This is a genomic window from Massilia sp. CT11-137, assembly GCF_047302885.1.
Taxonomy (GTDB): Bacteria; Pseudomonadota; Gammaproteobacteria; order Burkholderiales; family Burkholderiaceae_D; genus Telluria; species Telluria orientalis.
Map to the genome: position 1 here is coordinate 240,204 of NZ_JBKYMP010000001.1, position 13,453 is coordinate 253,656.

Sequence of the window (13,453 nt, forward strand, 5' to 3'; positions counted from 1 at the left end):
ACTGAGCCAGATCAGTCGTGCGCGGAACGCGTTCAGAACGTGATGACGAAGCGCGCGCCGCGGCTCACCGGGCGCGCGTAACGTACCGTGCCGCCATTGCCATGTACCAATTGACGCACCATCGCGAGACCAATGCCGCCGCCCTGTTTGCGCGTCGTGAAGAAGGGCGTGAAGATGTGCGCGGCCAGCGCGTCCGGCACGCCGGGACCGTCGTCGTCGACCTCGATGCGCAGGCGCGCGCCGCGCACCAGGCGGGCGGCAACGCGCGCGCGGCCGCCCGCACCCGTCGCCTCGAACGCGTTCTTGAGCAGGTTGATCAGCGCCTGCTCGAGCTGGCCCGGGTCGGCCATCAGTTCCAGCGACGCCGGCTCCACCGAGAACGCGACGTCGCCGCCGCGCTCCCGCCAGGCCGGCCCCACCAGCGCATCGAGCCGCGCGAACAGGGCGGCCAGCGGCACCCGCTCGGGCCGCGCATCCGGCACGTTGGACAGGCTGCGGTAGCTGGCGACGAAACCGGCCAGGCTGTCGGCGCGGCGGCCGATGGCGTCGAGCGCCGTGCCGAGGTCCGCCGCCACGTCGGGCAGCAGCGCGGGCCGTGCTTCCTCGACCAGGTCGCGCGCCGTGCGCGACAGCGACGCCACCGGCGTCAGCGAATTCATGATCTCGTGCGTGAGCACGTGCACCAGCCGGCGCCAGGCGTTCAAGGCTTCGGCTTCCAGTTCGCTTTCGACCGGCATCAGCGCGGCGAGACGCTGCGGACGGCCATGCAGGGTCAGCATCGACACCGTCGCCAGCGCGCGTTCGGTGCCGCGCTCGGTCTCGAACTGCAGCAAGGTGCGGTCGCCGTGCGGTTGCCGCGCCAGCTGGCGGTACAGGGCGGCGCCATCGGTGGCGCGGCCCGGCGCGACCAGCTTGCGCGCGTTCGCGTTCAGCGGCTGCACGTGCTCGTCCCCGTCGATGCCGAACAGCGCGACCGGCGCGTGTTCCAGGCGCGCTTCCAGGGCCAGCGCGTTGTCGACGAGGCTTTGCTGCTCGACGTTCATCACGGGGCGCGGTTCAGGCGCGGGCTGCCGGCGCAGCGCGGCCAGCGCGGCCAGGCTGCGCCACAGGACCAGCACCGCGACCACGGCCGCCAGGCCGCACAGCACGAGGACACGCGGCGCATCGCCCGCGCGGCCGGCGCCGAACGCCAGCGCCGCGAGGCCGGCCGCCGCCAGCAGCGCGGCCATCTTCGCGCGCGCTTCAGATGCCATGCTTGCCCAGCTTGCGGTACAACGCGGCGCGGCTGACGCCCAGCATGCGCGCGGCGAGGCTGATGTTGCCCCTGGCCTTGTCCAGCGCGGCGGCGATGGTGTCGCGTTCCAGTGCGCCCAGCCTGAAGTCCTGAGCCTTCTCCACCTGGACGGGCGCAGGCGGCGCGGCCGGCGCGAGGCCGAAATCCTCGTAGCGGTAGTCGGCGCCGCCACCCAGGATCACGGCGCGCTCGCACGCGTGGCGCAGCGCGCGCACGTTGCCGGGCCAGTCCCACGCGCACAGGCGGTCCAGCGCGGCCGGCGCCAGCTCGCGCACGGGCCGCTGGTACTGGCCCTCGTACAGCGACAGGTAGTGGTGCAGCAGCGCGGGAATGTCGTCGCGCCGGGCGCGCAGGGGCGGCACGCGGATCACGATGGTGTTCAGGCGGAACAGCAGGTCGGCGCGGAACACGGCCGGATCGAACAGGCGGTCTTCCGCCAGGTTGGTTGCGCTGACGATGCGCACGTCGACCGGTTCGGGGCGGTCGGCGCCGATCGGCGTCACCTCGCGCCGCTCGAGCGCCGTCAGCAGCCTGGCCTGCGCGGGCAGCGGCATGTTGCCGATCTCGTCGAGGAACAGCGTGCCGCCGCGCGCGGCCTGGAAGCGGCCGGCGCGGTCGCTCTTCGCGTCGGTGAACGCGCCCTTGCGGTGGCCGAACAACTCGCTCTCGCACGTCGCCTCGGGCAGCGCGCCCATGTCCACGGCGAGGAACGTCCCGGCGGCGCGGCGCGACGCCTGGTGGAGGGCGCGCGCGACGAGCTCCTTGCCGACGCCGTTCTCGCCCAGCACCATCACGTTCGCTTCGGTGGGCGCGACACCGGCGATCATCGCCTTCACCTCGCGCATCGGCGCGGAGTCTCCCATCAGGGCCGACGCGCCGGGCACGTTCGCGGCCGCGCGGCGCGCCAGCGCGGCATCGACGGCGGCGGCGAGGCGCGCGTTGTCCCAGGGCTTGGTGATGAAGTCGACGGCGCCGCGCTTCAGCGCTTCGACCGCGAGCGGCACGTCGGCATATGCGGTCAGCGCGATCACGGCGGGCGGCCGCGTCAGCGTGCGCAGGCGGTCGAGCACCGCGAGCCCCTCGGCGCCGTCGACGCGGCCCGGCGTGAAATTCAGGTCGAGCAGGACGACGTCCGGCACGCCGTCCGCCAGCAGCGCCTCCAGCCGCGCCGGGTCGTCGAGCGTGGCGACCGCGCCATGGCGGCGGCGCAGCAGCATCTGCGCGGCGCAGGCGACATCGCGGTCGTCGTCGAGGATCAGGAGGCGGGTGCGGGATTCAACCATCGGGCCATTCTAGCAGCGCGCATCGGGGCGTTGTACTGCCCGGCGGTCACCTGTCCGGAAGCGCACAGGGGTACCTGTCCGGATCCGGACAGTCGCGCGACAAAACCCCTTTCGGCAGGAGCAAAACGGTCGTGGCACGGGGCTTGCAAACAATGCCGGCATGACCCATCCATCTCCCCACCTCGTCACGGGCGCCGCCATGGACGTGCGCGTTCCGGTCCGGCGCGGCCGTTTCGTTCTGCGCGCCGGCGCGCTGCTGGCCGCCCTCTCTCTGGCCGCCTTCGGCGCGTGGCAGGCCTTGCCGCACGGGCTGCAGGTGGCAGCGCGCGACGTGCGCATCGCCCGCGTCGCGCCGGGCGTCTTCCGCGACGAGATCGTCGTGCGCGCCAGTGCCGAACCATTCAGCGCCATCGTGCTCGACTCGGTCGAATCCGGCCGCGTCGAGGAAGTGATCGCGCACGACGGCCAGCACGTGGCGAAAGGCGATTTGCTGTTCCGCCTGTCGAACCCGCAGCGCAACCTGGAACTGCTGGCGCGCCAGACCGAGTACGCGCAGCAGATCTCGAACCTCGCGACCCTGCGCGTGGCGCAGGAAGCCAGCCGCACCGACCACCAGCGCCGCCTGGCGGACCTGGAATTCGCGCTGGAGCAGGCGCGCAAGCAGCATGCGCGCAACGCCAGCCTGGCCGCGCGCGGCTTCCTGTCCACGGCCGCGCTGGAGGATGCCGCCGACAAGCTCGCGCAGCAGCGCCGCCTGCTGGACGACGAGCGGGCCAGCAGCGCCGCCGAGGAACAGGTGCGCGGTCGCGTGCTGCAGCAGATCGAAGGCGTGATCGCGGGCCTGCAGGCGGGCCTGAAGCTCGTGAACGCGACCGTCGACGCGCTGGCCGTGCGCGCGCCGGCCGCCGGCGTGCTGACCGATTTCCGCCTGCTCGTCGGCGAAACGGTGCGCCCCGACCAGCGCATCGGCCGCATCGACGATCCGCAGCGCTTCAAGCTCGTGGCACAGGTCGACGAGTTCTATCTCAGCCGCGTCACGACCGGACGCCCGGGCCTCGTGGTCCAGGACGGCGCCAGGTATCCGCTGCGCGTCGCCACGATCTACCCGCAGGTCAAGGACGGCCGCTTCACCGTCGAGATGGTGTTTACGGGCGCGCAGCCGCCCGTGATCAGTCCCGGCCAGGGCCTGGATGCGCGGCTGACGCTGGGCGAGCCGGCCCGGGCCCTGCTGCTGCCCCAAGGCACTTACGCCGGCGACGGCGGCGGCGCCTGGGTGTTCGTGGCGGCGCCGGACGGCCGCCATGCCGAACGGCGCACCGTGCGCCTGGGGCGCCGCAACGACACGCAGGTGGAAGTCCTGTCCGGACTGGCCGCCGGCGAGGACGTCATCGTGTCCGGCTACACGTCGTTCGGCAAGGCCGGGCGGCTGGAATTGACGAAGTGACCCGCACCCTCCAACATCACATCAACCACGAAAGAACGACATGCTCCGACTATCAGGCGTCAGCAAGATCCACACGGCGGGCGAAGTCCGCACCACGGCCCTCGACCGCATCGACCTCGAGATCGCCGCCGGCGAATACGTGGCCATCACGGGGCCGTCCGGCTGCGGCAAGTCCACGCTGCTGTCCGTCCTCGGGCTGCTCGACGTGCCGACGTCCGGAGAATACTGGTTCGAGGGCCGCAACGTGGCCGGCTGGAGCGAGACGAAGCTGAATGCGCTGCGGCGCGGGAAGATCGGGTTCATTTTCCAGAGCTTCAACCTGATCGAGGAATTGACCGTATTCGAGAACGTCGAACTCGCGCTCGAATACACGGGCACGCCCGCGGCCGAACGCCGGCGGCGCGTGCGCGACATGCTCGACCGGCTGGGCGTGGCGCACCGCGCCGGGCACCGGCCGTCGCAGTTGTCGGGCGGCCAGCAGCAGCGCGTGGCGATCGCGCGCGCCCTCGTGGCCGGGCCGGCCATGCTGCTGGCGGACGAACCGACCGGCAACCTCGACACCGCGCACGGCGACGACGTCATGCGCCTCCTACGGAACATCAACGCCGAGGGCACGACGGTCGTGATGGTCACGCACTCGCCGGCGCACGCGGCGCAGGCGTCGCGCACGCTGCGCCTGCTCGACGGCCGCATCGTCGTCGACGCGCTGCTGGCGGCATGAGGAGGCCACGATGAATTTGCGCGATTTCCGCATCGGCTGGCGCCTGCTCGTCAAGGAGCCGGCCTATTCCGCGGTGGTGGTGCTCGGCCTCGCGGTCGGTATCGCCGTGTGTTTTTTGCTGCTCGGCTACGTGCGCCACTCGTTTTCGTACGACGAGCACGTGCCCGAACGCGAGCGCGTGTTCCAGTTGCAGGAACGATGGAACCTGGCCCTGCTCGGCACCGGCTGGGGCAGCACCGCCAGCCTCCCCGCGCGCGACGCGGCGCTGGCCAGCGGCCAGCCGGTACTCGCCACCGCCTTCCTCGACCGCGGCGTCAACGTGCGCGTGGGCGGCCGGGCGCTTGCCTTCGGCGTCGCGCTGGTCGATCCCGACTTCGAGAAAATCTTCGCGCCGCGCGTGCTGGCCGGTGACCTGCACGCGGCCCTCACGCGGCCGGAGGCGCTGGCGCTGACGGCGGACACCGCCCTGAAGGTGTTCGGGCGCGTCGACGCGGTCGGGCGCACGCTGCAGGGCGACGGCCGGACCTATGTCGTGGCGGCCGTCGTCGCCAGCCCGCCGGCCGCCACCACGATGCCTTACGAGGCGCTGGCCGGCACGGGCAGCGTCATCATGCCGCCCGACCAGCGCGACTTCACGACCGGTGCCTGGGGGTTTTCGCCCGGCCGGGTCTACCTCAAGCTGTTGCCGGGGGCCGACGCCGGCGCGGTACTGGACGCGTTGCGGCGCGGCCTGCGCGCCTCGCCGCTCGTGCGGCGCAGCTACGCCCAGCAGGTGGCGGCGCTGGGCGGCCGCGACCTGATCGATTACCGGCTGCAACCGATCGCCGACGTGTACCTCGCGCCCGACCTGAACGACATCCTCGCCGTGCACGGCAACCGCCAGGGTGTGATCGGCCTGGCCGCCGTCGCGCTGCTGGTGCTGCTGCTGGCTGCGACCAACTATGTCAATTTGGCCACCGTGCGGACGCTGGCGCGCCAGCGCGAGATCGCCGTGCGCAAGGTGCTGGGCGCGTCGGCGCAGGCCGTTGCGCGCCAGTTCCTGGCCGAGTCGGTGCTGGTCTGCCTGATCGCGACGGTCCTCGGCCTGCTTCTGGCGTGGCTGCTGCTGCCGGTCTTTGCCGACCTCGTGCAGCGCAAGCTGGATGGGATGTTCAATGCCGCCACGGTGGCGGCGACCCTGGCGCTGGGCGTGTTGCTCGGCCTCGCGGCCGGCGCCTACCCAACCTGGTCGGCGCTGCGCGTACGCGCCACCGCCGCGCTGGCCGGGCGGGGCGCCGGCGAGACCGCGCGCGGCGTGTGGATCCGGCGCGCGCTGACGGCACTGCAATTCGGCGTCGCCATCGGCCTGACCGCCACCACGCTCGCCGTCGCGTGGCAGACGCGCTATGCCAGCACACTCGATCCCGGCTTCGATACGGCACCGCTGTTGATGTTCCCGGCCGCGAACGACATGCGCGATCCGCGCACGCGCGCCCTGCGCGACGCGGTCGCGCGCCTGCCTGGCGTGGCCGGCGTGACGGTCTCGCACCTGCCGTTCAGCGTCGGCCACAACATTGCGGTCCTGCGCCGCGCCGGCGGCACGGCCACCGACGTCAACCTGTATGCCGTCGGTCCGGATTTCTTCGACGTCTACGACATCAAACCCGTGGCCGGCCGCCTGTATTCGCCCGCGCTCGACAAATCCAGTGACAACGACCGCGTGGTACTCAATGCGGCGGCGGCGCGCCAGCTCGGCTTTCCCACACCGCGCGATGCGGTTGGACAGATGGTGACCGACAACATGGACGGCAAGCCGAAACAGGTCGTGGGCGTGGCGCCGGACCTGCGCCAGCGTTCGGCGCGCGACGGCCAGCAGCCCAGCGTGTTCTACCTGAACGACCGCGTGGGCGGATTCACGGTACGCTGCAGCGGCGACGTCGATGCGGTCAGGCGCGCGATCCTGGCCCTGTGGCCGCGTTACTTCCCCAACGAAGGGCTGGACGTCGTGCGCGTGGCTACGCTGATGTCCGACATCTTCTATGCCGACGACCTGCGTCTCGCCAAGCTGCTGGCGGCCGCCAGCGCGATCGCGACGGCGATCGCCGCCTTCGGCATCTATGTGCTGGCCGCGTACAGCGTGCGCCGGCGCGAAAAGGAAATCGTGCTGCGCAAGCTGTATGGGGCCGGCCACGCGGCGATCGCCAGACTGGTGGCGCGCGAGTTCGCCGCGCTGGTCGGTGCCGGCGCAGTGCTGGGATTACCGTTCGCGTGGGTGGCGATCCAGCGCTGGCTGGGCGGGTTCACCGAGCGTGCGCCGATCGGCGGCTGGACGCTCGCCGCCGCGCTGCTGGTGGCGGGCGTCGTGGCGCTGGTGTCGACCCTGCGCCACGCGCTGGCGGCGATGCGGATCCGCCCCGCCAGCGCGCTGCGCGAATGAATCAGCAGGCCGCGCTGCCGCAGACTTTTACCAGTTCGACTTCGAACACGAGGCCAGTGTTGCCCGGGATAGCGCCCGGCACGCCGCCCGCGCCGTAACCCAGGCTGCTCGGGATCAGGATCGTGCGCTTGCCGCCGACCTTCATGCCCTGCACGCCCTGGCCGAAGCCGGGAATCACGGATTCATTGGTGTTCACGGCGCCGATGACGAAGGTGAACGGCTTGCCGGGCAACGACGCGTCGAACTTGGCGCCCTTGAAGTCGGCCGCGGCGGCGCTGTACAGCCAGCCCGTGTAGTTGACCTGCACGCGCGCGCCGTTGACGGCTTCGGCACCGGTACCGATCGCGATGTCGGTCTTGGTCAGCGCGGCGGGATTGTTGACGACGGGAGGGGTGGTGCTGCCCGAATCGCCACCGCCGCCGCATGCGGACAGGCTCAGGATGGCGGCGAAGGCGGCGGCCAGTGGGAAGGACAGTTTCATGGGACTCCTACGGGACAGGTTGGTTATCGGATGGAAACCCGAACCTTACCAACCTGCCCTGCAAGCGTCTGTGGGGGATTTGTATGCCTTTGTAATCCGCTCAGATTTCGACCTGGGTGCCAAGTTCGATGACGCGGTTGCTCGGGATCTGATAATAATCCGCGGCCGTGCGGGCGTTGCGCTGCATCGCCACGTACAGGTGCTCCCTCCACGGCATCATGCCCTGCCCCGGCACCGAGATCACGGTCTGGCGCGCGATGAAGAACGACGTCTCCATCATCTCGAATTCGAGGCCGCAGGCGGCGCACAGGCGCAGGATGTCCGGGATGTCCGCTTCGTCCTTGAAGCCGTAGGTCACGTTCAGCTGGTAGCAGTTGTGGCCCAGCGGGACGACCTCGACCTGCTCGCTCTCGGGCACGTACGGCTCCTCGCGGATGCGCACCGTGAGGAACACGACGCGCTCGTGCAGCACCTTGTTGTGCAGGAGGTTGTGCAGCAGCGCGTGCGGCACGCCGTCGGTTTCGCCGCGCAGGAAGATGGCGGTGCCGGACACGCGGTCGGGCGGCGCGACGAACAGCGACTGCAGGAAGTCGTCGAGCGGGATCGCGTGCTTTTCCAGGTTCTCGAACACGAGTTCGCGGCCGCGCTTCCACGTCAGCATCGTCGTCAGCAGGATCGCGCCGAGCAGCAGCGGGAACCAGCCACCGTGCAGCAGTTTCAGGGTGCTGGCCGAAAACAGCATGATGTCCATCGCCATGAAGAAGCCGGTGGCGCCGAAGCACAGCCACAGCGGCAGGTGCCAGCGGTAGCGGATCACGAAGAACGTCAGGATCGTCGTCGCGAACATGGTGGCCGTCACCGCGATGCCGTAGGCGCCGGCCAGCTTGTCCGACGAACCGAAGCCGACGACCGCCAGCAGCACGACGATCAGCTGCAGCCAGTTCACGGCCGGGATGTAGATCTGGCCGATCTCACTTTCCGACGTGTGCATCACGCGCATGCGCGGCAGCAGGCCCAGTGCGATGGCCTGGCGCGTCATCGAGAACGTGCCGGAGATCGTGGCCTGCGACGCGATCACGGTCGCCATCGTCGACAGCAGCACGAGCGGCAGCACGCTCCAGCTGCCCAGCTGGTGGAAAAACGGGTTCTCGAGCGCTTCCGGATGCGTGATCAACAGGCCGCCCTGGCCCAGGTAGTTCACGGCGAGCGCGGGGAACACGACCATGAACCACGCGAATCGGATCGGCTTCTTGCCGAAGTGGCCCATGTCCGCGTACAGCGCCTCGGCGCCGGTGAACGCCAGCACGACGGCGCCCAGCGCGACGAACGCGATCATGCGCTCGCGCAGCATGAACTCGAACGCATGCAGCGGATTCAGCGCGTGCAGGATCACGGGGGCCTGCACGATATTGATGACGCCCATCACGGCCAGCGCGGCGAACCACACGACCATGACGGGGCCGAACCAGCGGCCGATGCCGGCCGTGCCGTGGCGCTGCACGCTGTACAACCCCACCAGCACGACGATCGTCAGCGGCACGACGTATTTTTCCAGGCCGGGCGTGGCCACTTCGAGACCTTCGATCGCGCCCAGCACGGAGATCGCCGGCGTGATCACGCTGTCGCCGTAGAACATGGTGGCGCCGAACACGCCCAGCACCATCAGCACGTAATGCCAGCGCGACGTGCGCGTGACGGAATTCAGCGCGAGCGCCATCAGGGCCATGATGCCGCCCTCGCCGCGGTTGTCCGCGCGCAGCACCAGCGTGACGTATTTGAGCGAGACGATCATCGTCAGGCCCCAGAAGATCAGGGACACGATGCCCAGCAGGTTCGGCGTGGTCAGGGCCAGGCCGTGGACGGGATCGAAGATGGTCTTGAGCGTGTACAGCGGACTGGTGCCGATGTCGCCGTAGACGATACCGACCGCCGCCAGCGTCAGCCCTGCCAGGCTGCTTTTCTTATGTTCTGCCGTCAAGGTTTCACCGTTTTGTTGTTCTGGTGCGTTGCACAATAGAATAATTGACAAGGAAAGACAAGAGCGCGTCCTTTTGCCCTGCCGCTATTTTCTCAAAGTCTGCATCAATGGAAGCGGGCCGAGCGCACGCCTCGGTTGCCGCACACGGCGGGCCCGCCAGCAAGGCTGCGTCCGTTCAAGGATAATGTCAGACCATTCACCCGTATCACGCCTCCCCATGAACACCGGCATCCTGTCCGCCGCCCTCGCCTTCCTGTGCTGGGGCCTGTTTCCGCTGTATTTCCACGCCATCGACGAAGTGCCGCCGCTGCAGATCCTCGCGCACCGCATGCTGTGGTCGCTGCTGTTCCTCGTGATCGTGCTCGCCTTGCGCCGCCAGTGGGCCTGGCTGAACCTCGTACGCCAGCCGCGCGTGTTCGGCAGCTTCGTCGCGTCCGCCCTGCTGCTCAGCGTCAACTGGCTCATCTACATTTGGGCCGTGAACAACGGCCACGTCATCGAGGCCAGCCTCGGCTATTTCATCAATCCGCTCGTCAACATCATGTTCGGTTCGATACTGCTGAAGGAACGCCTGCGGCGCACGCAATGGATGGCGATCGGCGTGGCGGCGCTGGGCGTCGCCTGGCTGACGTGGCAGGCCGGCAACGTGCCCTGGGTCGCGCTGGCGCTGGCCGTATCGTTCGGCGGCTACGGCCTGCTGCGCAAGACGGCCGCGCTGGGCGCGCTGGAGGGCCTGTCGTTCGAGACGATGGTGCTGTTCCCGCTCGCGGCCGCCTACGTCGTCTGGCTCAGCGTGCACGGCCAGAACACCTTCATCAACACGGACTCGAACACGACGCGCCTGCTGCTCGTCGCGGCCGGGCCGATCACGGCGATCCCGCTGCTGCTGTTCGCGGCGGGCGCGAGAAAAATCCCGCTGTCGATCGTCGGCTTGCTGCAATACATGTCGCCCACCCTGCAATTCCTGCTGGGCGTGTGGCTGTTCCACGAAGCATTTACTGCCGACCGCCTCGTCGGCTTCGTGCTGATCTGGCTTGCACTGGCCCTGTTCGCGGCCGAAGGCTTGCTGAATCGCCCACAGCGGGTGGCCAAAGAGGCTTGAGCTGGCGCAAACCGGGGTCAGAGCCCGAATTCTGGCAATTTCCTGAAATCGGGCTCTGACCCCGGTGTTTTACAGTATCCTGTCGTCCTTATTTTACGAGATAGAAGTACATTACTAATGGCCAATTACGTCTACACCATGAACCGCGTGGGCAAGATCGTCCCACCGAAACGTCAGATCCTGAAGGACATTTCGCTGTCGTTCTTCCCGGGCGCGAAGATCGGCGTGCTGGGCCTGAACGGCTCGGGCAAATCGACCCTGCTGAAGATCATGGCCGGCATCGACACCGACATCCAGGGCGAAGCGCGCCCGATGCCGGGCCTGAACATCGGCTACCTGCCGCAGGAACCGCAGCTCGATCCGGAAAAAACCGTGCGCCAGGAAGTGGAAAGCGGCCTGGGCGAAGCGTTCGAGGCACAGGCGAAACTGGAAGCCGTGTACGCGGCGTATGCCGAGGAAGACGCCGATTTCGACGCGCTGGCCAAGGAGCAGGAGCGCCTGGAATCGATCATCGCCGCCTCCGACGGCGGCAACCTGAACCTGCAGCTGGAAATGGCCGCCGACGCGCTGCGCCTGCCGCCGTGGGATGCGAAGATCGGCGTGCTGTCCGGCGGCGAGAAGCGCCGCGTGGCGCTGTGCAAGCTGCTGCTGTCCAAGCCCGACATGCTGCTGCTCGATGAACCGACCAACCACCTGGACGCCGAATCCGTCGAATGGCTGGAGCAGTTCCTGCTGCGCTTCCCCGGCACCGTCGTCGGCATCACCCACGACCGCTACTTCCTCGACAACGCCGCCGAATGGATCCTGGAACTGGACCGCGGCCACGGCATCCCCTGGAAGGGCAATTACTCGTCCTGGCTGGAGCAGAAGGAAGCCCGCCTGAAGCAGGAAGAAGCGACGGAATCCGCGCGCCAGAAAGCGCTGGCGAAAGAACTGGAATGGGCGCGCCAGAATCCGAAGGCACGCCAGGCCAAGTCGAAGGCGCGTCTCGCCCGCTTCAACGAACTGTCCGAATACGAATACCAGAAGCGCAACGAGACGCAGGAGATCTTCATCCCCGTCGCGGAACGCCTCGGTAACGAAGTCATCGAGTTCAAGAACGTCTCGAAAGCGTTCGGCGACCGCCTGCTGATCGACAACCTGTCGTTTACCGTGCCGCCGGGCGCGATCGTCGGCATCATCGGCCCGAACGGCGCCGGTAAGTCGACGCTGTTCCGCATGATCGCGGGCATCGAGCAGCCGGACAGCGGCGAAGTCGTCATCGGCAAGACCGCGAAGGTCTCGCTCGTCGACCAGTCGCGCGACAGCCTCGCCGCCAACAAGACCGTGTTCGAGGACGTGTCTGGCGGTGCCGACATGTTGTCCGTCGGCCGCTTCGAGATGCCGTCGCGCGCGTATCTCGGCCGCTTCAACTTCAAGGGCGCGGACCAGCAGAAGCTCGTCGGCAACCTGTCCGGCGGTGAACGCGGCCGCCTGCACCTGGCCAAGACGCTGCTCAAGGGCGGCAACGTGCTGCTGCTGGACGAACCGTCGAACGACCTGGACGTCGAAACCCTGCGTGCGCTGGAAGACGCGCTGCTGGAATTCGCGGGCAGCGTGATGGTCATCTCGCACGACCGCTGGTTCCTCGACCGCATCGCCACCCACATCCTCGCGTTCGAAGGCGAGTCGCAGGTCACCTTCTTCAACGGTAACTACCAGGAGTACGAAGCCGACAAGAAGAAGCGCCTCGGCGAAGAAGGCGCCAAGCCGAAGCGGATCCGCTACAAGCCGCTCACCAGCTAAGCTGCGTCACTCCTCCAGATAGCGCTGGGCATCCAGCGCCGCCATGCACCCGCTGGCGGCGCTGGTGATCGCCTGCCGGTAGACGTGGTCCTGCACGTCGCCGGCCGCGAACACGCCGGGCACGCTCGTGGCGGTCGCCAGGCCGTTGCGTCCCGCGCGCGTCACGATGTACCCGTTCTCCATCTCCAGCTGACCCGCGAAGAGGCCCGTATTCGGCTGGTGGCCGATGGCCACGAACACGCCGTGCACGGGCAGCACGCGGATGCCGCCGCGCTCGCCGCGCAGGCGCAGCGTGTGCACCCCGGCCGCATCGCCCAGCACCTCGTCCAGCGTGTGGTTCCACAGGACGTCCACCTTGCCCTCTTCCACGCGCGCCAGCAGGCGCTCGACGAGGATCGCTTCCGCGCGCAGGTGGTCGCGGCGGTGCACCACCGTCACCCTGGACGCGATGTTCGACAAATACAGCGCCTCTTCCACGGCCGTGTTGCCGCCGCCGATCACGGCGACCTCCTTCCCGCGATAAAAGAAGCCGTCGCAGGTGGCGCAGGCCGAGACGCCGCGCCCCATGAAGGCCTGCTCCGACGGCAGGCCCAGGTAGCGCGCGGACGCGCCGGTGGCGATGATCAGCGCGTCGCACGTGTACTCGCCCTGGTCGCCGGACAGGCGCAGCGGACGCTCGTGCAGGTGCGCCGTGTGGATGTGGTCGAAGACGATCTGCGTCTCGAAGCGCCGCGCGTGCAATTCGAAGCGGCGCATCAGATCGGGGCCCTGGACGCCGTCCGGGTCGGCGGGCCAGTTTTCGACGTCGGTCGTCGTCATCAGTTGTCCGCCCTGCGCGACGCCGGTGACGAGCAGCGGGTTCAGGTTGGCGCGCGCCGCGTACACGGCGGCGGAATAGCCTGCCGGGCCGGAACCCAGGATCAGGACCTTGGCATGTTTTTTCATGATG

The 13,453-nt window shown here is 68.8% G+C and carries 10 protein-coding genes; 5 read left to right on the top strand and 5 right to left on the bottom strand.

The features are described 5' to 3' along the window. Positions 1 to 32 precede the first annotated feature (32 nt). Both ACEN98_RS01065 and ACEN98_RS01070 read right to left on the bottom strand, forming a co-directional pair. Positions 33 to 1,253, bottom strand: coding sequence for a sensor histidine kinase (locus tag ACEN98_RS01065; protein WP_413380742.1), 1,221 nt, complete (start codon positions 1,251 to 1,253; stop codon positions 33 to 35). Beyond that, positions 1,243 to 2,577 carry a sigma-54-dependent transcriptional regulator gene (locus ACEN98_RS01070; protein ID WP_413380744.1) on the bottom strand — a complete coding sequence of 445 codons (1,335 nt, stop codon included), beginning with the start codon at positions 2,575 to 2,577 and terminating at the stop codon, positions 1,243 to 1,245. Before ACEN98_RS01070 ends, ACEN98_RS01065 begins: the two co-directional genes overlap by 11 nt. Before the next feature lie 160 nt (positions 2,578 to 2,737). On the opposite strand from ACEN98_RS01070, the gene ACEN98_RS01075 reads away from it, so the two are divergent. From ACEN98_RS01075 to ACEN98_RS01085, 3 genes are read left to right on the top strand one after another with little or no spacing between them, the layout of a single operon-like run. Next, a complete protein-coding gene (locus ACEN98_RS01075) occupies positions 2,738 to 4,021 on the top strand; it encodes an efflux RND transporter periplasmic adaptor subunit (RefSeq protein WP_413380746.1) in 1,284 nt (427 codons plus the stop codon). A gap of 40 nt (positions 4,022 to 4,061) precedes the next feature. After that, positions 4,062 to 4,742 (top strand): ABC transporter ATP-binding protein, encoded by a 681-nt coding sequence (locus tag ACEN98_RS01080; RefSeq protein WP_413380748.1) that lies wholly within the window; start codon positions 4,062 to 4,064, stop codon positions 4,740 to 4,742. A 10-nt stretch (positions 4,743 to 4,752) separates the two neighbouring features. Further along, on the top strand, positions 4,753 to 7,158 hold the full coding sequence (locus ACEN98_RS01085) for an ABC transporter permease (protein WP_413380750.1): 2,406 nt from the start codon (positions 4,753 to 4,755) through the stop codon (positions 7,156 to 7,158). Position 7,159: 1 nt separating this feature from the next. On the opposite strand, the gene ACEN98_RS01090 is transcribed toward ACEN98_RS01085, so the two are convergent. Continuing rightward, positions 7,160 to 7,639 carry an FKBP-type peptidyl-prolyl cis-trans isomerase gene (locus tag ACEN98_RS01090; protein WP_413340273.1) on the bottom strand — a complete coding sequence of 160 codons (480 nt, stop codon included), beginning with the start codon at positions 7,637 to 7,639 and terminating at the stop codon, positions 7,160 to 7,162. A 100-nt stretch (positions 7,640 to 7,739) separates the two neighbouring features. Next, positions 7,740 to 9,617, bottom strand: coding sequence for a potassium transporter Kup (locus ACEN98_RS01095; protein ID WP_413340275.1), 1,878 nt, complete (start codon positions 9,615 to 9,617; stop codon positions 7,740 to 7,742). 217 nt (positions 9,618 to 9,834) lie between these two features. Between ACEN98_RS01095 and rarD the strand changes: the two genes are divergently transcribed. Next, complete coding sequence (gene rarD / locus ACEN98_RS01100) at positions 9,835 to 10,719, top strand: EamA family transporter RarD (RefSeq protein ID WP_413380752.1); 885 nt, start codon at positions 9,835 to 9,837, stop codon at positions 10,717 to 10,719. Positions 10,720 to 10,836: 117 nt separating this feature from the next. Beyond that, positions 10,837 to 12,504, top strand: a complete 1,668-nt coding sequence (gene ettA, locus ACEN98_RS01105; protein ID WP_056133951.1) for an energy-dependent translational throttle protein EttA — start codon at positions 10,837 to 10,839, stop codon at positions 12,502 to 12,504. A gap of 6 nt (positions 12,505 to 12,510) precedes the next feature. Here ettA and trxB read toward each other — a convergent pair whose 3' ends face one another. Further along, positions 12,511 to 13,449: a thioredoxin-disulfide reductase gene (trxB, locus tag ACEN98_RS01110; RefSeq protein WP_413380754.1), complete on the bottom strand. Its 939-nt coding sequence runs from the start codon at positions 13,447 to 13,449 to the stop codon at positions 12,511 to 12,513. Positions 13,450 to 13,453: the final 4 nt, after the last annotated feature.